The following is a 17,533-nucleotide window of genomic DNA, read 5'->3' as shown; positions in this document are numbered from 1 at the left end:
TAAGAAGCCCGCATCCAATGATGTGGGCTTTTTTGCATTTCACTTTTTCACTTGCCTGGAATAAGACCGCAGCATCAGGCTCATGGTGCTGCTTCAGCAGCACCGCGCGCGCGGGTCACGCATTCAGCAGATAGGCACCTTCTCTTCGGGCCACGCCGGCGCTGACCAGCTCAGCACCGCGCGCGCGGATCCACGGACGAACGGGGACGTTTCCAAAAAATCGTTCATTGAGCAATATGAAATAGGGCGTCCTGGCGGCCCACTGGGCGAATCCGTCAAAAGACTGCCTTTGTGTTTCGAGCAGTTTGAATTTGAGCAGGACCTTTGCCGCATGGTGTGCGTGTTTGACAGGGTTGCTGACAAAGGCGTCGAGGCGCTGGCGTGCGCGAGCCAAGACCTCGGGGGTGTAGGCGAAAACCCGGCCATGCCCCGGGATCACGGTTTTTGGAGCCAGGCGCTCAATCATGTCCAGTGTTGCGGCCATCTCCGCAAAAGCATCGACCCCCTCCAGCTCCGGAAAGACCACCCCAAAGCCGTTCTCCCAGAGAGCGTCAGCAGATATGAGCACCTTTTCGGCAGGTTCAAAAAACACCAGTGAGTGAGGGTCGTGCCCGGTTGCCGCATGGACTTGCCAATCGCTGGCGCCAAACCGTGCTTGCGTTCCTGGCTGAAGCGTCTGGTCGAACCCGAAGCGCGGGCAAAGCTGCCCGGTTGGCTGATAGGTCAGTGCCACCGGGTCCCATTGGGCCACCTGCTGCGCATGCCCGGGCGGGATCAATGTCTTCATATCCGGATAACGGCCCTGCAAAGCCGCATTGCCGCCACAGTGATCACTGTGCAAATGAGTATTGACGAGAAAACCAAGGCTTCGGCCACCCAGTGCCGCCTCAACCAGCGACAGCGTTTGCGCTGAGTGGGTGCAGTAGCCACTGTCCACCAGCAGGCTTTCTTCGTCAGCCATAAACAAAATATTGTTGGAAGACAGCCAGCCACGCTCAAAAACGTGCACGCCGCGAGGCAAAGTTTGACTAGACATCAGAACGCAACCGTGGGCGCGGCCTCAGGCCGTTGCGCGGAGTTCGCGCCTAAGGATTTTTCCGACATTGGATTTGGGCAGATCATCGCGAAACTCGATGTACTTGGGGCGTTTGTAGCCCGTGAAATGCTCTTTGCAATAGGCGCTCACATCGTCTTCAGTCAGCGTAGGGTCGTTCTTCACGACAAACACCTTGATGGCTTCCCCCTGCTTTTCATCAGCAATGCCAATGGCCGCGCACTCCACGATGCCCGGGCACAAGGAAATCACGTCCTCCAGCTCATTCGGAAATACATTGAATCCCGAAACAATGATCATGTCTTTCTTGCGGTCCACAATTTTGGTGTATCCGCGCTCATCCATGATGCCGATGTCGCCCGTGCGCATGAAGCCGTCGCGGGTAAAGGCCTTCTCATTTTCGTCTGACTGGCGGTAATAGCCGGTCATCACCTGCGGCCCCTTGATGCAGATCTCGCCCGACTCGCCGGGCGCAAGGGTGTTGCCGTCCTCGTCCTTGATGGCCAGTTCAATGCTGGGCAGTGGCAACCCGATCGTGCCGGTGAACTCCCGGTTCGTCACGGGATTGTTCGTTCCGATGGCGCAAGTCTCACTCATGCCCCAGCCCTCGATCATGGGACAGCCGGTGACTTGCAGCCAGTGCCTGGCGGTACCCGCAGACGCCGCCATGCCACCCGCCTGGGAGACGCACAGGCTGGAAAAATCCACGGTCTTGAACTGTGGGTGCTGCAGCAAGGCATTGAACAGGGTGTTGACTCCCGGCAGCAGGTGAAAGGGCCGCTTCTTCAGCACTTCAATGAACTTGCCGAAATCGCGCGGATTGGGTATCAGTGTCAAGTGCGCACCCCAGCGCATGGTGAGCAGGCACAGGGTGAGCGCGAAGATGTGATACAGCGGCAGCGCCGCGATGTTGTTCGTCGTGCTCACATCACCGATGCGCCGCAGCGCAGGGGTGAACCAGGCTTCAGCCTGCAAGATGGCGGCGACGATATTGCGGTGCGTGAGGACTGCCCCCTTCGACAAGCCTGTGGTGCCGCCGGTGTATTGCAGAAAGGCGATCGAATCCAGATTGCTTTGCGCAGGCGTGAGCGGCAGCCGGGCTCCCTCGGCCAGAGCCCGGCTGAAGGTGGTCACGGTGCGGCCTTCACCCAGCGGCAGCTTGTACGCCGGGACCAGCTTGGCGAGATGGCGGACTGCGAAGGTGATCCAGGCGCCGTACCAAAAGCCGAGCAGATCACCCATGGAGGCGATGACGATGTTTTTGACCGGTGTCCGCTCAACGACGTCGGCCAGCGTCCCCGCAAAGTTTTCCAGGATGACAATCGTGGTGGCGCCCGAGTCCTTGAGCTGGTGCTCCAGTTCGCGCGCGGTATAGAGCGGATTCACGTTCACGCAGGTGTAGCCGGCACGCAGCACGGCGGCCATGGTTACGGCGAACTGGGGAACGTTGGGCAGCATGATGGCCACTCGTGCGCCCGGCTCCAGCCCCAGATTTTGCAGCCAGGCGCCCAGGGCCGATGACAACTCATCCAGTTGTCCGTAAGACATCCAGCGGTCCATGCAGACCGAAAAGGGTTTCGACGCATTTTTCCTGAAAGAATCTTCCAGCAGCTGGTTGAGCGAGCGGAACTGCTCCGGGTCGATCTCGTGTGGGACGCCATCGGGGTAACTTTTGAGCCAATGCCTGTTCATACAAACTCCTTGCGGCTCATTGTGTAAGCCCTGCAGACGAAGGCCCATGGGGCTTGTCCTAATGCGGTGCACCGGCAGCCAGCAAATGGCTCAATTGGGTCTCGCACGTGACAGCTTCGTCCTCAAACAGGGAACGAATCCACTCCGTCTCGCGCTGGGCAACCAATTTCAGGAAGTCGTCCGCCCCCCGCATGTCGGCGAAAGCGTCAAAGCCGGCTTCAAGAAAATGCTGCAACGAACTCAGCCCTGCAGCGGCTGCCGGCCGGCGCATCATCTTGAGCAGCGTACGCAGTCCCCGCGTGCGTGTCAGGTGGTTCAATTCGTGCCCCAGGTGAAGCACCATGTCGAGCTGCCTTTGCCGTGCACCCGCGTCCCCCACGCGGCGCCAGCACCGGATGTAGCGCGCGCACTCGCTGCCGCCCGAAGGGGCCGACTTGTCAGCCAGCCACTGCCGGGCCATCAGGTCGTCCAGCTTCTCCGTCAACGCATGCGCCTCGGCCAGCGCAGCCGCCGTGTTCACAACAGGTTGCGGAAAGATCCTGGCGATGGTGTTGGCGATGCGGGCAAACTGCTGGTCACGCTCGGTGTAGTCCTGGTCGCTGTACAGCTCCTCCAGGAAGAAGGAGGCAGCGGTTTGATAGCGCGGGCTGTGCAGAAGGTCAACGTAAGTGGCCTCAAAGCGGCGCGCCTGAAAACGCTTGATTTCAGCGCTGGTCCGCGCCAGTGAGGGATCCGCCGCGTGCAACTGCCGAATCCCGGCCACAGCCTGCAGTGCGTCGCGAATGTCGTTTGCAGTTGCGTCCATACAAACCCGGAGTTTATCTAGGTATGGTGCTCTATTGAAACCAGGGAGCCCGTGAGAAACTTCCCGCATGCAAAGGCGAACGCTTCTCAAGCTCGGCATGGCCTCGGCGGCCGTGCTCGCGTTGGCCGGCGGCACTGCGGCTTTGCTGCAGCCCGGGCTCGAGGACGGCGCATTGAGTTCCGCCGGGCGGGGCGTGTTTACGGCCGTCGCCCAAGCCGTTCTCGACAAGAGCCTGCCGGTTGATCCCGCTGCACGCCAGATGGCGCTCAAGGGCTTGCTCCATCGGATTGATGCCCTCGTGCAATCACTACCACCTCACGCGCAAAGCGAGTTGTCGCAACTGCTGTCATTGCTGGCCAGCGCGGCGGGTCGCCGCACATTTGCCGGCCTTGCCCAGCCGTGGGCCGAGGCGACTGTCGCCGACATCCAGCAGGTGCTGCAGAACATGCGCTTGTCCAGCCTCGCCTTGCGGCAGCAGGCCTATGCGGCGCTCCACGACATCACGGCGGGTGCCTACTTCTCGGATCAGGCCAACTGGTCCATGCTGGGGTATCCCGGCCCCCTGAAAATCTGAGGATCAATACCGGCATGAGTCAAATGAGGGATCCGATCCGCGAGGGCATTCAGCGCGGCTGGAAAGTCTCGGGTGGTGCGCTGGGCCCTGTCCCGGCAAAAATTGTTTGCGATGTGGCCATCATTGGCAGCGGCGCGGGCGCCGGCATCACGGCTGAGTTGCTGGCCAAGGCCGGGTTGCAGGTGCTCATCATCGAGGAGGGGCCCTTGAAGRGCAGCAGCGACTTCAACCAGAAGGAGTCCGAAGCGTATCCTTCGCTCTACCAGGAAAGCGCTGCCCGCAAAACCGAAGACAAGGCCATCAACATCCTGCAGGGGCGCTGCGTCGGTGGTTCCACCACGGTCAACTGGACCAGTTCTTTTCGCACCCCGCCCGCCACGCTTCAATTCTGGCAAGACCGGTTTGGCCTGGGCGGCTACACCGCCCCAGCCCTGGCGCCGTACTTCGCGCAGGCCGAGCAGCGATTGAACATCCAGCCCTGGCGCGTCGCGCCCAACGAGAACAACGACTTGCTGCGCCGCGGTGCGGCCGCGCTCGGGATTCCTGTCGCCGTCATTTCACGCAATGTCAAAGACTGCTGGAATCTGGGTTCGTGCGGGCTGGGCTGCCCCACCAACGCCAAGCAGTCCATGCTGGTCACCACCATTCCCGCCGCGCTCGACGGGGGCGCGCAGCTGTTAACCGAAACCCGCGCCGAGAAGTTTGAGCTCGCCAATGGCAAGGTGACGGCGCTGATTTGCCGGGCCGTAGCGCCTAATGGGGCATTGGCCCCTGTCAATCCATCAGGTGAGGTTATAAAAATAAAAGCAAAACACTACGTGCTGGCCGGCGGCGCAATCAACTCACCGGCGGTGCTGCTGCGCTCGGGCGCGCCCGACCCGCACGGCCGGCTGGGTGCCAGGACCTTTTTGCATCCGGTGGTGATGTCTTCCAGCGTGTTCGAGCAAAAGGTGGAGGCCTGGAATGGCGCGCCGCAAGCCATCTACTCCGACCATTTTCTGGACACCCAGGCGCTGGACGGCCCCATCGGCTACAAGCTGGAGGCGCCGCCGTTGCACCCGGTGATTTTTGCGTCAACGGTGCCAGGCTTCGGCCAGGGGCAGCATGATCTGCTCAAGTTATTTCCACACAACCATACGCTGCTGGCCCTGTTGCGCGACGGCTTTCATGAGGAGTCGCCCGGCGGCAAGGTCAAGCTGCGCAATGACGACTCCGCCGTGCTGGACTATCCGCTGACGGACTATGTGATGGAGGGCGGCCGCCGTGCACTGCTGTCCATGATGGAGATCCAGTTCGCCGCCGGTGCCCGGCAGGTGTTGCCCCTGCATGAAATGGCGCAGCCCTACACCTCGTGGGCGCAGGCCCGTGAAGCCGTGAAGGCACTGCCGATGAAACCCCGGCTCACCAAGGTCGTGAGCGCGCACGTCATGGGTGGCTGCGGACTGGCAGGCGCCGAGCGCCTGGGCGTGACGCGCCCCGACGGCGTGCATTGGCAGCTGGACAACCTGTCGATTCATGACGGCTCCCTGTTTCCCACCAGCATCGGTGCCAATCCGCAGCTGTCGATTTACGGTGCGGTGAACCGTCTCGCGCAGGACCTGGCCAAACGGCTGTCCGGCCGGGATGTCGCACTGGCCTGAGGGCCTGCGGGCCTGAGGTAAGGGCCTGAGATACTGCAGGCCTGCGCTTGTTGCTCCATGCTGGCACATCTACAAAGACTCATCACCCTGACCCTGGTGGCCGCGGCCTGCGGCTGGCTGCTTTACTTCGGCAGCAGCAGGCCCTGGCTGGCCATGGCGGGGTTCCTGGTCATCACCTTGGGCCATGCGGCCTTTCTTGCCTTCGAATTCATGCTGCTTCGGGTGATCAACAAGGCAGACCCGGTGCCGGTGCCTCAGGCCACCTGGAAAGAACTCCTGCGTGCCTGGCTGGGCGAAACAGGCACGGCGCCGCAGGTGTTCTGCTGGCGCCAGCCCTTTCGCGCCAATGCCATCCCGGACCAGCTTGCACCGCACACCGTGGTCCACGGGCTGCGTGGCGTGGTGTTTGTGCATGGTTTTTTCTGCAACCGCGGTCTGTGGACTCCCTGGTTGCAACGCCTGCAGGGCCGGGGACACGCCTTCGTCGCCCTCAGCCTGGAGCCCCTGTTCGGATCGATTGACGACTACGCACTGCAAATCGACGACGCCGTCCAGCAGGTCACCCGTGCCACCGGCTTGCCGCCGCTGCTGGTCTGCCACAGCATGGGCGGGCTGGCCGCCAGGGCCTGGCTCAAGCACATGAAAGCCGAGGCACGGGTGTTCCAGGTGGTGACTATAGGAACGCCGCACCGCGGCACCTGGCTGGCGCGCTTTGGGCATGGCCATAACAGCCGCCAGATGCGTTTGCTGTCCGACTGGCAGGCGCAGCTGGACCATGAGATGCCAGAGGATCGCCACACGCTGTTTACCTGCTGGTATTCCAACTGCGACAACATCGTGTTTCCCGCCTCGACCGCCACCCTGCCCGGCGCCGACAACCGGCTGGTGCGCGGCGCCGCCCACGTGCAACTGGCGTTTTTGCCGCCCGTCATGAATGCCACGCTGGCCATGCTGGACGATCCGTCGCCCTGAGCTTTGGCCATGCCGGCTGTATGGCCGGTGAGATGCCAATCAAGCCGCGGGCAACGCATGCCCCGGCGCTGGCGGTGGGCCAGGGGGGTCAGGACCACTTCCATGGCAATGGTAATTTCGCACAAAAATCGGCAGGCAAATTCACTATCCAGATCAGCTGTGACTTTCTACGCTCATCTATTTAGAGGATGGAGTGCCTGGAATATGCAAACAATACTGAAAAACGGCCTTTTAAATGCCAGTCTGCCGCTGGCTCCCGGTGGCCTGGATGCGGCCACGGACAATGAACCGGACCTGATGGCCTTGCTGATGGATGAACTGGCCCATGGTGTGCTGGTCACCAACGTGCAGGGCCGGATTTTCCACGCCAACCAGGCGGCACGCCGCGAGCTTGCGCGTGGTTTTGTATTGAACGCCAGTCATGGTGAACTCAAAGTCGTTTCATCCACCGATGCCACGGCACTCCAGGTTGCCTTGGGCAAAGCCGTGGACGGCAAGCGCAGCCTGCTCAAGCTGACGGCCAGCGGCGCGGATGTCATGCTGGCCGTCATCCCCCTCAATCGCCAGATGGGTGTGCCCTGCGAACGCATCGCGCTGTTTTTGTCGCGCCCGGGCGTCTGCGACTCGGGCGTTTTCAGCTCTTTTGCCCGCAGCCATGGTCTCACGCACACCGAAGAGCAGGTGCTGGCATTTTTGTGCCGCTGCCTGAGCACCCCGGAAATCGCCCTTCAAATGAAGGTCGCCGTGTCGACCGTGCGCAGCCACGTGCGCAGCCTGTGCATCAAAACCGCTTCCAGCGGCGTGCGCGAGCTGGTCAACCGGGTGGCCATCCTGCCGCCCATTGCGCCCCTGCCCCTGGGGCAAATGCACTGAGGGCTATGGTGTGACGTGACCCAAGGTCCTCCACCTGCTCACCTGCTGCTGCCGGCAGGTTGGCGCCTTGCTCAGGGTGTTGCCGGACGGCTTGAGCCGTGTTGAGGAGCTTCCGGCGCTTCCGAATCCAGCAAAAGACCGGTTTTGCAGGCGCCAGCATGCGCTTTTAAAGGCTCCGGTCCGTCTTTTTGACGCTAACGTGCTAGATTACGACTCATCATGAGTTCATTTACCGCCTCAGGCGAGGATCTGTACGCCCATTTGACCCCCGAATTGCATGCGCTCGCCATGCGCGGCGTGGTGCGCAGCTATCCCAAAAAAGCTGTGGTGATCAATGAGGCCGAAATTGGCGACAGCCTGTTTGTGGTGCTCAAGGGCAGCGTCAAGGTATTTTCGATGGACGAAAGCGGCCGGGAGATCACTTTCGGCAGGATTTATGCGGGTGATTATTTTGGTGAAATGTCGCTTGATGGCGGGCCCCGCTCGGCGTCGGTGATCACCGTGGAGCCCTGCACCTGTGCCGTCGTCAACCGCGCCGAAGTGGGTGAGCACCTGGCCAGCGCGCCCGAGTTTGCTCTTAGCCTGGTGATGCGGGTCATCCGCCGCGCGCGCGACGCCACCGAGGCTGCGCGCAACATGGCGCTGCTGGACGTGTATGGCCGGCTCATCGCGGTGCTTGAAAAGCAGGATGGCCTGACAACCAGCACCACGGCTGCCGGCGTCACGCTCGAAGCCATCACGCACCAGGAAATCGCCAGCCGCGTCGGCGCGTCCCGCGAGATGGTCAGCCGCCTGCTCAAGGACCTGGAAAAGGGCGGCTACATCGAGATGGAAACCAAGCGCATTACGCTGCTCAAGAAGCTGCCCCAGCGCTGGTAGTCGACCTCAATGGCTACATCGCGTTGAGGGTCTGGCGCGTTTCTTGAGGTGCCGCGTCGCTGGTTCCCCGCATCCGTACTACCGCCCCACTGCGCGTGCCCGCTGCACGAACGCCGGTTAATGCCGGATTTTCGTCGCTGGCGGCCTGGGTCTCCGGTACTTTGACAACGCCTGGGCGCTGCGGCCTCGCCTGGTCCGGATCGGGTTTGCGTGGCGAATAACGGGCCCAACTGCCATCTGAGAGGCGAATGCCGCCCACCGTCAGGGTTTTTTTGCCCGTGGCAATGCTGTTGAAATTCCCGCTGCGGCGTATTGGCGTTGGATTGCCGGGATGGTCGACGAAGGAATCGGGGTTTCCGCTGGTGTCGTACCATTTGTCTTCAAAGTACGACTGCCTGGCGCCGGTGCCAAGTTGAAGTATGTCGTCGTCGCGCTCTACATAGGCATCAAAAGTTGCGGCGCCTTTTTTCCGGTTGGTGATCACGACTTTCCAGGTGCCACTCGGAGCGGTCGCTGTGCTTTCGTCAAAACTGAACGTCGGTGCGACGGCCAGCAGGGCGCAGGTTCCATGCTCTCCGGTCGCGACCTTCGCTGGGTAGATCAGGGCCAGCAGTGGTTTGCCCCCGCTGTTTGTCCATAGGCCGGACCGACCGAACTGTAGAGGCGGTAGTGCAGAGTGTCCGGGGGGCGTCACCTCGATTTCCAGTCCCTCGTGGCCTTGCTCCACCCAGAGTTCCAGAAAATTCTGGGTCGAATCACCCGGCTGTCCCCGCCAATTAAGCTCAATTTGCTCATTTTTTGATAGCGTTGCATTGGCATGCGTGCGGCTCTGGTAGCTGTTTCCTGCCGGCAGCACAATTTGCAGATGCCCGGCTTTGAGTTCAATGAGCTGATCCATGGCAGCTTCCAGCAGGCACGTGCCGTCATGCGGGCCGGCCAAGGTGCCCCAGCTCAGGTTGACGGCCAGCTTGGCTTCAGCCTCACACCGCGAGAGGACGTACATCAGGGCATCAAGAACATAAACGTTCAGCGAGCCGCCTGACGTGTCTTTAACGGTACCCCAGTCCAGCTGTACCGCCACGATGGGTGCGCGGCTCGCGTCGTCATCGGCGAGGGCCCAGCTCGGCGGGGCATCTGGCCCGGCCACTTGCGCCTGCAGGGTGCGCGGCCCACCCGCCAGATCCAGCACATGGGAGCCATGACTCACCCGCTTCTCAAGCTCCATGCCCATCCGGAAATGCCGGTACACCGCCTCTTCATCAACCAGGCCGTTGAAGGTATGGTGTTGCAATGCTTGGTCGATATTTGCCGCCGTCAGCTCGTGTCCGTAGCCCATGGCGGCTGGCGACGGGCCCTTGCCCCGCTGATCTTGCCGCCAGAAATAGGCCGTACGGGCCTTGCCCTTGTCGTTTTGTTTCGTCAGGAAGTTGGCATTGGCAAAGGCCAGCCCGCCATCAATCAGGCCGAGAACTTTGCCTTTCAACCGCGGGCCGGCTGGCGCGTAAGCCGGCGCGCCTGCGGCCTTGGGGTCGTCCATATCCTTACCAAGCGTCATGCCCAACTCAAACCGCTTGACGAGCTTATGCAGCGAGCCGCCGGGCTGGATATGCTTGAAAAAGGCCGGCTTTACCTTTGCCGTGCAAAAACGCAGGCCGACAGGGGCTGCTTGTGACGTGTACACCGGCGGCACATGCAGCCAGGCGGGTGATGCCGCCGCTTCAAACTGGGCCACGCTGGTGCCCGGTGTCAGCTCAATGGCCAAGGATAACCACTTGGGCTTGTGTTTTCCATAGCCAGAGAACTGATCCGCTTCAGCCCACACCAGATAAGGGTCGAAGCCGGTGGTAGCGCCCGGCTTGGCCCAGTCGATGTTTGTAAAACTTCCTGTCGGAAGGGCAGTCCATTTCATGGTCATGGCAGGTGCTCCGCTTGTATTTTTTATCTGCTTACTTGACCGGCTGCCATTCTTTAACGGCTTTGTCCCACATGAAGGCCAGCAGCGGCGACGCGGCCACCGTACCCGCTGACGAGAGCCACTGGTAGTAGCCGCTCTTGTTGTCAGTCATGGAAACACGCAGGTCGAAGTCCACTGCATGCCCTTTGGCATCATGAAACTTGGGGCCGTCAAAGCCGCGTTGGTGGAGTTTTGAACTGCCCATGCAGCGGGCCACCATGAACTCACCCAAAGTCGTACCGAGCAAGCGCCCCACCGCGCTGTCGACGGGGTAATGCAGGCCGGCAACCGTTCGGTTAACGGCCACGCGAGCCGCCAGTCGCTCAAGTTGTTCTTTGTACTTTTCGCCTTGAGGGATCAAAGCTTGCAGCAAGGTCGCAGCCATGAATGCTTCGGTGGCATGCCCGCTGGGCCAACTTGCATGCCCCGGCGTGGGAATCATGGGCTGAATCTGGGGCGACAATTCAACGGGGCGAGGGCATGCAAAGGCGTGCTTGAAACGCATCTCTACATGAGTAGCGAGTGACATTGCCAAAGCGAGTAGTTCGATCGTGTACTTATGACGGTGCGGCTGAAGGCCGACGATGGAGGCGTAAAAATCCAGCGCACCGCCCATCTGCGCGAGGATTTCTCCGCCGCGGTCTTCGCGAAGTTGTGCGTAGTTGGCAACAAGCTCCAACTGCTTCTTGAAAACTTTTGCGGTGGGCCGCACGAGCTTCACTAAATTTTGGCTTTTGAGAGGCTTTTTATTCAGATTTACAAATGCCAAGGCCACGGCTTCCTTGGCCTGATCAGTTGTGAAGTGCAATCCTGCCAGAAGATCAAGTTCGCAAACCTGCAAGCGGGGGCCTACAGCCCAGTCTGCTAATCGTTCCGGTGTATCCAGCGGCGTCGGCAAATTGATGGGCAAGGTGTCTCCTTGAAAAGGCCCAACCAACGCTGCCCGGCTCAGCGTCAAGGCGCTGGCAACGAGTGGAGATTCTGGCGCCTCGGCGAAGCCTCCGCCGAACCCACCCCCAAAACCTCCGCCGAACCCCCCACCAAACCCACCCCCAAAACCTCCGCCGAACCCCCCACCAAACCCACCACCCATTGAAGACAATTCAGACATTCTTAGCTCCTTGTAATGTTTGCTTCTTTATTCAGGTACGCTGAGCAGCCTTAATGCTGCGGCACACCGCTTTCTGGTAACACTGTGTCCACTGCCCATCGCCAGGTAGCCCGAAACCGTTAAGTGCGGTTCTTCTGCGAGCAGGCGACCCAACGTGACACGCGCATCGTCAATCGACCCAAGTTCGACCTGGGCGGTTAACAAAACGCGCAGTGTTGGCGAGTGCTGTCTGTTTGCACGCAGCGACTGTAGGCTGTGTGCGATAGCGCCATGATGGTCGTTGTTCGCAAGCAATGCCGCTGCGAGCAGCATGTCAAAATAGTATTTCAACGGGTCAATGGGCGACAGTTGCGAGGCGTGAGCGGCCTCGGTGACGGAGTCGGCTGCGCCACCCCACATGGAAGACCACACGCTTTTATAGAGCCATCCCAACGGCTCATTCGGATTGAGTTCAATCGCACGATCGATACAAGTCCGCGCAACCTCTGCCTCGCCCAGCAACTGGCATCTAGCGTAGCCTTCAATCGCGAGAGACAAAGCGTTGTCCGGGGAAAGATCCAGGGCTCTGCGCGTCTGCTCAAGTGCCAGCTGAGTATCCTTTCCGGGTTCGTCGCTCATCCCCCGGATCACCCGCATGGTGTACCACTTGGCCAGCCAGGCACGCGGGGTAGCGGCCCGGTTGTGGCGCTCCAGCAAGGCTTCCAGCACTTGCCGGCTGCGGTCAAAGTCGTGCAGAGAGGATCGGTGCATGAGGGCAATGCCCCCGAGCAAAAGTGCGCCGCTGTCCAGCCGCGGCAGCGGTTGCGCCAGCGATTGCTGGACTTCGGTGTCAATCAGGGCTCGGCTCGCCGCTGACGCGATGTTGTTGACCAGCTCACTTTGGGCTTGAAGCAAATCCAGGGTATCGCCCGACAGGCGATCGGCCCAGATGACCTGCTTCTTGCGGGCATCGGCCAGCTCGGCCATGATGAGGATTTTTCCGCCGCTGGCAACATAGCTGCCCGACAGAACAAAAGAGGCCGCCAGGCGGGACTCCACTTCCGGCATCGCATTCGCCCGTCCCCGAAATGCGGTAGTGGACAGGCGGGAAATGACGCGCAGGTCGGCGCTGCGCGACAACTGGGCAATGATGCCATCGGCCACGAGCTCACCAATGACAAAATGCTCCGGTTCATTGCTTCGGGCTTCAAACGGAATGACGGCCACAGTCGGTCGAAAATCTGGCGGTGCCGCGTCGCTGGCGTGCACCACCGGGTCGTGACCTGCGGGGCCCACACGGTAAGCCTGGACGGGTTCCTTGACGTGTTTCAGGTGGCATTCGCCGAGGTCTTCAATGTCGGCATCAAGCCCCGCAGTCAGGCAGTCGCGCAAATCAGCCGAAACAACCAGTTCGCCGGGACCGGCCAGCGTGGCGAAGCGCGCCGTCAGGTTCACATCGGTGCCGTAGATATCGTGTTGGTCGGTTACAAAGCTGGCTAAGTGCCCACCCATGCGCAGGTGCATGTGCTGCGCAGGGCGCAGGCCGGCGTTGGCCTGCTGGCTGAACTGCTGTAGGGCGAAGGCCGCCCGGACACCACCTTGCGCATTGGCAAACTCCAGCATCAGGCCATCACCCAGGCTTTTGACAATGCGCCCGCCATGCAGCGGCAAAATTTGCTGTTCTGCCTGCTGCACCAGTTGTTGCCACCGCTGTACAAAGTCATGTTCGTCCTGCTCCATGAGCCTGACCGACTCCACCACATCCATCACCAGCAGCACCTTGGTGCTGCGATGCATGGAATAGGGCAGTTCAATCAGGGAAGACATCGTAAGCGGCGTAACAAATATTTACCTCCTCATTTTGGAGGAGAAGATGCGAATTGGATACATGGCCTGTGGTTTTGCTCCGAGAAATCTCAATACTGTTGCGTGAGTGCCAAACTGCGTGGTAGATTGCGAGCGGTTGTTCGCTGGTGAGCAACTTCAATAACTTGAAAAAGGCTACATGATGCAAAAAGTTCAAATAGGTGGTGGAATCATTTCGCCGGCGGTGACGGCGCATGTCCAGAAAAGTTCGATGCAGCTGAAATCTTCAGCGAGCGGCTCAAAAGAGCCATCTGCTGCGCAAATCGGTGGCGGAATTATTAGCCCTAACGTCAAAAAGCATGTAGCTGAATCAACGAAGGCGAACATGGGCGGTGGAATTATTAGCCCTGATGTCAAAAAACATGTCGCCAAATCGACCAAAGTGAATATGGGTGGCGGAGTGATTCATCCCCACATCGCAAAGCACGTGCAAGAGCAATAAGTGCTGAGCATGCAGCCCGGGCGTGAAAACTCTTCCGTCGTTACTTTTCACAAAATAAGCCCGGGTGCAATTTCGCCGATGCATGCCGATAAGTCGGCTCTCGGCAGCATGCCGGCCGCTGCGCACCAGTTTTGCGAAGCGTTGCGCGCGGCTTCCAGTTTTGGGTGGTACATCTTTCCCCCGCACGACATAAGGTTGCGGTGGGATGGAGCCCAAACTTTCTTTGATGCTGGCGACGAATGGTTGCCGCTGACCAGCGTTGTTGACCCGGAACTTTCCTCCTATTGGGACAAGCATTGTCCGGAGGAGATGAAGGGGGGCGCACCGCCTTATTTGTCTGCCCTGTTTGTGCCCGGTGTTGTACAGATCTGGTCTGGGTTGCTGGTCAGCACGGCGCCTGACTGGAGTGTTCTGGTGCGTCCGTTGGCAAACCTGGCGCAGAGTCGGGCTTATTCATGCTACGAAGGCATCGTCGAGGCGGACTGGTTCAAACCGACACCCCTGTTTATCAATATCCGGTTGAGCGCAACCGATACGGTGATTGAAATTCCCCGGGGCAAGCCTTTATTCCAGCTTCAGCCGGTTCATCGCGCAAGCTACACCACGGCAATGAGCAGTTTTGTGGAGCACGAGGGCTTGCAGCCGCGGGAGGGCAGCATCGGCGGCATGTCCCCCGAGGACTGGGCGGGTCTGGGAAGTACCGTACGCAGCGTTTCGCCCTCAAGGCCGCATGACATTGGGCGGTATGGGGCAGACGTGCGAAAACGCGCTAAACGAATCGTTGGATCGGACTGATTTTGCGTGTATTGATTGGCGCCAGTGTGCTTTCGGCGGCGGGCTCCCTGCCCCTGCAAATATTGCCTTTCCTGGTCCTGACCCTCGTGTCCGAGGGACGTGTTGACATCGTTTTTGCCGGGTGGGTGGGTTCGGCATTCCTGATCGGCATGCTGTCGAGTGCGTTGCTGCTGCCGGCACTTCGGGTGTCCAGGCTGAACCGCTGGCACGCTTTGGGCGCTGTTGGTGCCATTGTTTTGTCGCTCGCCCTGTCAATTGGCAGCAATTTGCTACCTCTTTTTCTCGCTCTCTGGTTCGTGGTGGGGTTTGCTTGCGGGGGGCTTCAGTTTTTGGGGGCCACGACCGCAGCCGCAGCCGCCAATAAGCCGCAGGCCTTTGCCTTGCGTCTCGCAGTAGCCTTGATTGTGGCAAGCGGCGTGATTGTTGCGCTCGCGCAGTTTAGTGGGCAACGAAGCTACACGACGCTCGCATACTTTCTCATCGGTACTTTTGGGCTTGCCGCGTGCATTGGGCTGGCGCTTTATCGCAACCTTCCGGCTCCCCTGCCTGTGGCTGGCGGTGCGGCCGCCAGCTCAACGTCACGGAGCTGGTCGGGCCTGATGGTTGTTTTTGCTTTCTTCGTGGGGCAACCGGGGTTCTGGGCTTATGCCATGCAGTCAGCTTCTCAGCGGGGCCTCGATTTGAGAGACGCGGCGCTTGTGATCGCCTCATCCAAAATGGTGTCTGCGCTGGTTCTCCTCTACAGCAGCAAGAGCAATGCGCCGGCATCCGGCCTTCGTGGTCTGCTGGGGTTGGGGTGTGCGATTGCGGCGGGTATTCTCGTCATGACCTCTTCCGGCGTAGTGATAGCTTTTTTTGTCGGCTTCCTGTTATGGGAGCTGGCATTGAACGTGCTGTCTGCTCGCCTTCAGGGCATTGTGGTTGCCGCAAGCCCAGGTCATGCAGGGGTTTGGATCACCGGCGCAATTTTGTTGGGTGCTGCTACAGGGCCAATCGTGCATGGTGCAGCCATCGGCGGCGGGATTGGGCTGGCTTTCATTTCATACTCAGCCCTTTCCGGGTTGTTCCCTTTTCTGTGGGCCTGGTCGAAAAGCCGTCAAGCTTAAAAGTCCTGCATACGCGGTTATGCCCGGGGCGGGAATTTGCGCGTGAATCGTTTCTCGGCTGGATTTGATGGCTTCTCAGCGCTGAACTACCGCATCTTCCGGCAATAGCGCGTTGGCCGCCAGCTCGGGCAGGGTCTTGAGCTGGGCGTACAGCGGCGTGAAATCGGGCGCCGTCATGTCAAACAGCTGCTGGAAGCTGTCGATCACGAAATAGGTTTGCTGGTAGCTATCGATTTTGTAGCGCGTGCGCATGGTGCGCAGCAGATTCAGCGCGATCCGCTGGGGCTCGGGGCTTTGCACGGCGTAGGCCAGTTCGCCGGACGAGCTCAGGATGCCGGCGCCGTAGGCCCGCAGGCCGTTCGCCTGGCGGATCAGCCCGAACTCGACCGTGTACCAGTACAGGCGCGACAGCTGTTCGCAGGCGCCCAGGGCGTGGGCCTTCAGCCCGCCGGCGCCGTAGGCTTGCATGTGGTCGGCAAACACCGGGTTGAACAGCAGCGGCACATGGCCAAACAGGTCGTGAAACACGTCGGGCTCGACGATGTAGTCAAACTCCGCCGGCGTGCGCAGCCAGTCGGTCACCGGGAACTTGCGGTTGGCGAGCAGGGTAAAAAACGGCACTTCAGGGATCAGCCCCGGCACGGCAACGACTTCCCAGCGGGTGGCCTTGTACAGCCGTTCGTTGATTTCCTCAAAACGCGGAATCCGCTCTTTCGCTCCCAGCAAGGGCAGCGCCGCGATGAATTCATCGCAGGCCAGGCCCGGCACCAGCGCCGACTGCCGCTGATACAGACGGTGGTAGATGTCGTGGTCTGCGGCGGTGTAGGCGGCGTAGTTTTGCGGGCAGGTGTAGTCGGCCTGGACCAGGCCGCCGCGCGCATAGTCGCCCCGCGGTGGCCGAGCCGACTCGCCGTAGACCGCCGGGCTGGGGGTGTGGGTGTTTACTTCAGCCATTGGCCTTCCACTCGCTGGTAATCGCCGCTGGCTTTGGCCAGGTGCAGCCACTGGTCCACATAGGCCTTGAACGTGACATCGCCACGCGGCAGCAGATACGCCATTTCGCCGTATTGCAGGGGCTTGTCCGGGTTGATGGCGCACAGCCCGGGCTTGAGCCTTTGCTGGGTGATCGCCTCGGCCGATTCCGTGACGAACACATCCGCGCGGTTGGCCAGGATTTCGTCAAAAATCGTCAGGTTCTCGGGGTTCAGCCGCATCTGCGCCTGCTTGAAGTTGGCGCGGGCAAAACGCTCGTTGCTGCCGCCGGGGTTGAAGATCACGCGCGTCGCCGGCTTGTCGATGTCGGCCACCGTCTGGTATTTGGCGACATCGGCGCAGCGGGCAATCGGCGTCTTGCCGTTGACCATGTAGGCGGTGCTGAAGAACGCTTTCTTCTGCCGTTCGGTCGTCACCGAGATGCCGCCCACGGCCATGTCGCACTTGCCGGCCACCATGTCGGGCATGAGGTTGGACCAGCTGGTCTTGACCCACTCGGGCTTCACGCCCAGGCTGGCGGTCAGCGACGCCATCAGGTCCACGTCAATGCCTTCAAAGGTGCCATCAGGCTTCTGGAAGCTGAAGGGCTTGTAGTCGCCCGGTGTGCAGATGCGCAGCACCCCCGCCTTCTGCACGGCATCCAGGCTGGAAGCCGGCGGCGCCGTTTGCGCAGACGCATGGGGGGCGATCAGCGGCGCGCAGGCCACTGCGGCCAGCGCCATTTTTTGGGCGAACGTGCGAAGGCGGCTGGTTGAGGAAAAGCGAAATGGCATGGTCAGGCTCCGGTAGGTTGGAAGG

The 17,533-nt window shown here is 60.6% G+C and carries 16 protein-coding genes; 8 read left to right on the top strand and 8 right to left on the bottom strand.

Going from position 1 to position 17,533, the window contains the following annotated elements:
• Window positions 1-115 precede the first annotated feature (115 nt).
• Genes AC1DUB_RS06920 through AC1DUB_RS06910 form a run of 3 tightly spaced genes read right to left on the bottom strand, consistent with a single transcriptional unit; the run spans window position 116 to window position 3,551 of the window.
• Window positions 116-1,036 carry an MBL fold metallo-hydrolase gene (locus AC1DUB_RS06920; protein WP_477728891.1) on the bottom strand — a complete coding sequence of 307 codons (921 nt, stop codon included), beginning with the start codon at window positions 1,034-1,036 and terminating at the stop codon, window positions 116-118.
• A gap of 24 nt (window positions 1,037-1,060) precedes the next feature.
• Window positions 1,061-2,746 carry an AMP-binding protein gene (locus AC1DUB_RS06915; protein ID WP_477728890.1) on the bottom strand — a complete coding sequence of 562 codons (1,686 nt, stop codon included), beginning with the start codon at window positions 2,744-2,746 and terminating at the stop codon, window positions 1,061-1,063.
• A gap of 58 nt (window positions 2,747-2,804) precedes the next feature.
• The gene (locus AC1DUB_RS06910) at window positions 2,805-3,551 is read right to left on the bottom strand and encodes a DUF8198 family protein (RefSeq protein WP_477728889.1); all 747 of its coding nucleotides are present in this window, start codon (window positions 3,549-3,551) and stop codon (window positions 2,805-2,807) included.
• Window positions 3,552-3,618: 67 nt separating this feature from the next.
• Between AC1DUB_RS06910 and AC1DUB_RS06905 the strand changes: the two genes are divergently transcribed.
• From AC1DUB_RS06905 to AC1DUB_RS06885, 5 genes are all read left to right on the top strand, one after another.
• Complete coding sequence (locus AC1DUB_RS06905) at window positions 3,619-4,125, top strand: hypothetical protein (protein WP_477728888.1); 507 nt, start codon at window positions 3,619-3,621, stop codon at window positions 4,123-4,125.
• Window positions 4,126-4,139: 14 nt separating this feature from the next.
• A complete protein-coding gene (locus AC1DUB_RS06900; RefSeq protein ID WP_477728887.1) occupies window positions 4,140-5,765 on the top strand; it encodes a GMC family oxidoreductase N-terminal domain-containing protein in 1,626 nt (541 codons plus the stop codon).
• Window positions 5,766-5,822: 57 nt separating this feature from the next.
• The gene (locus AC1DUB_RS06895; protein WP_477728886.1) at window positions 5,823-6,737 is read left to right on the top strand and encodes an esterase/lipase family protein; all 915 of its coding nucleotides are present in this window, start codon (window positions 5,823-5,825) and stop codon (window positions 6,735-6,737) included.
• 204 nt (window positions 6,738-6,941) lie between these two features.
• A complete protein-coding gene (locus AC1DUB_RS06890) occupies window positions 6,942-7,610 on the top strand; it encodes a helix-turn-helix transcriptional regulator (protein WP_477728885.1) in 669 nt (222 codons plus the stop codon).
• A 219-nt stretch (window positions 7,611-7,829) separates the two neighbouring features.
• On the top strand, window positions 7,830-8,489 hold the full coding sequence (locus AC1DUB_RS06885; RefSeq protein WP_477728884.1) for a Crp/Fnr family transcriptional regulator: 660 nt from the start codon (window positions 7,830-7,832) through the stop codon (window positions 8,487-8,489).
• A 13-nt stretch (window positions 8,490-8,502) separates the two neighbouring features.
• Here the strand turns inward: AC1DUB_RS06885 and AC1DUB_RS06880 are convergent, their stop codons facing one another.
• From AC1DUB_RS06880 to AC1DUB_RS06870, 3 genes are read right to left on the bottom strand one after another with little or no spacing between them, the layout of a single operon-like run.
• A complete protein-coding gene (locus AC1DUB_RS06880) occupies window positions 8,503-10,404 on the bottom strand; it encodes a S8/S53 family peptidase (RefSeq protein ID WP_477728883.1) in 1,902 nt (633 codons plus the stop codon).
• 31 nt (window positions 10,405-10,435) lie between these two features.
• Entirely contained in the window at window positions 10,436-11,554 is a 1,119-nt protein-coding gene (locus tag AC1DUB_RS06875) for a phosphatase PAP2 family protein (RefSeq protein WP_477728882.1), read from the bottom strand.
• Window positions 11,555-11,581: 27 nt separating this feature from the next.
• Window positions 11,582-13,360, bottom strand: coding sequence for an adenylate/guanylate cyclase domain-containing protein (locus tag AC1DUB_RS06870; RefSeq protein WP_477728881.1), 1,779 nt, complete (start codon window positions 13,358-13,360; stop codon window positions 11,582-11,584).
• Window positions 13,361-13,538: 178 nt separating this feature from the next.
• Between AC1DUB_RS06870 and AC1DUB_RS06865 the strand changes: the two genes are divergently transcribed.
• Genes AC1DUB_RS06865 through AC1DUB_RS06855 form a run of 3 tightly spaced genes read left to right on the top strand, consistent with a single transcriptional unit; the run spans window position 13,539 to window position 15,742 of the window.
• On the top strand, window positions 13,539-13,841 hold the full coding sequence (locus tag AC1DUB_RS06865) for a hypothetical protein (protein WP_477728880.1): 303 nt from the start codon (window positions 13,539-13,541) through the stop codon (window positions 13,839-13,841).
• Between the two features lie 9 nt (window positions 13,842-13,850).
• On the top strand, window positions 13,851-14,636 hold the full coding sequence (locus AC1DUB_RS06860) for a DUF6065 family protein (protein ID WP_477728900.1): 786 nt from the start codon (window positions 13,851-13,853) through the stop codon (window positions 14,634-14,636).
• Window positions 14,637-14,638: 2 nt separating this feature from the next.
• Window positions 14,639-15,742 (top strand): hypothetical protein, encoded by a 1,104-nt coding sequence (locus tag AC1DUB_RS06855; RefSeq protein WP_477728879.1) that lies wholly within the window; start codon window positions 14,639-14,641, stop codon window positions 15,740-15,742.
• A 75-nt stretch (window positions 15,743-15,817) separates the two neighbouring features.
• On the opposite strand, the gene phhA is transcribed toward AC1DUB_RS06855, so the two are convergent.
• On the bottom strand, window positions 15,818-16,696 hold the full coding sequence (phhA, locus tag AC1DUB_RS06850) for a phenylalanine 4-monooxygenase (protein WP_477728878.1): 879 nt from the start codon (window positions 16,694-16,696) through the stop codon (window positions 15,818-15,820).
• Window positions 16,684-17,508, bottom strand: coding sequence for a transporter substrate-binding domain-containing protein (locus AC1DUB_RS06845; protein ID WP_477728877.1), 825 nt, complete (start codon window positions 17,506-17,508; stop codon window positions 16,684-16,686). The genes phhA and AC1DUB_RS06845 overlap by 13 nt, the downstream gene beginning before the upstream one ends.
• Window positions 17,509-17,533: the final 25 nt, after the last annotated feature.

Source organism: Polaromonas sp. P4_F9 (genome assembly GCF_056401235.1).
Note: the sequence above shows the minus strand (reverse complement) of the source record. Positions and strands in the feature narration are given on the sequence as shown.

What these genes read in the sequence shown, in the direction of transcription:
- AC1DUB_RS06920 (WP_477728891.1), bottom strand. Translation starts at nt 1,036, where the DNA reads ATGTCTAGTCAAACTTTGCCTCGCGGCGTGCACGTTTTTGAGCGTGGC.
- AC1DUB_RS06915 (WP_477728890.1), bottom strand. Translation starts at nt 2,746, where the DNA reads ATGAACAGGCATTGGCTCAAAAGTTACCCCGATGGCGTCCCACACGAG.
- AC1DUB_RS06910 (WP_477728889.1), bottom strand. Translation starts at nt 3,551, where the DNA reads ATGGACGCAACTGCAAACGACATTCGCGACGCACTGCAGGCTGTGGCC.
- AC1DUB_RS06905 (WP_477728888.1), top strand. Translation starts at nt 3,619, where the DNA reads ATGCAAAGGCGAACGCTTCTCAAGCTCGGCATGGCCTCGGCGGCCGTG.
- AC1DUB_RS06895 (WP_477728886.1), top strand. Translation starts at nt 5,823, where the DNA reads ATGCTGGCACATCTACAAAGACTCATCACCCTGACCCTGGTGGCCGCG.
- AC1DUB_RS06890 (WP_477728885.1), top strand. Translation starts at nt 6,942, where the DNA reads ATGCAAACAATACTGAAAAACGGCCTTTTAAATGCCAGTCTGCCGCTG.
- AC1DUB_RS06885 (WP_477728884.1), top strand. Translation starts at nt 7,830, where the DNA reads ATGAGTTCATTTACCGCCTCAGGCGAGGATCTGTACGCCCATTTGACC.
- AC1DUB_RS06880 (WP_477728883.1), bottom strand. Translation starts at nt 10,404, where the DNA reads ATGACCATGAAATGGACTGCCCTTCCGACAGGAAGTTTTACAAACATC.
- AC1DUB_RS06875 (WP_477728882.1), bottom strand. Translation starts at nt 11,554, where the DNA reads ATGTCTGAATTGTCTTCAATGGGTGGTGGGTTTGGTGGGGGGTTCGGC.
- AC1DUB_RS06870 (WP_477728881.1), bottom strand. Translation starts at nt 13,360, where the DNA reads ATGTCTTCCCTGATTGAACTGCCCTATTCCATGCATCGCAGCACCAAG.
- AC1DUB_RS06865 (WP_477728880.1), top strand. Translation starts at nt 13,539, where the DNA reads ATGATGCAAAAAGTTCAAATAGGTGGTGGAATCATTTCGCCGGCGGTG.
- AC1DUB_RS06860 (WP_477728900.1), top strand. Translation starts at nt 13,851, where the DNA reads ATGCAGCCCGGGCGTGAAAACTCTTCCGTCGTTACTTTTCACAAAATA.
- phhA (WP_477728878.1), bottom strand. Translation starts at nt 16,696, where the DNA reads ATGGCTGAAGTAAACACCCACACCCCCAGCCCGGCGGTCTACGGCGAG.
- AC1DUB_RS06845 (WP_477728877.1), bottom strand. Translation starts at nt 17,508, where the DNA reads ATGCCATTTCGCTTTTCCTCAACCAGCCGCCTTCGCACGTTCGCCCAA.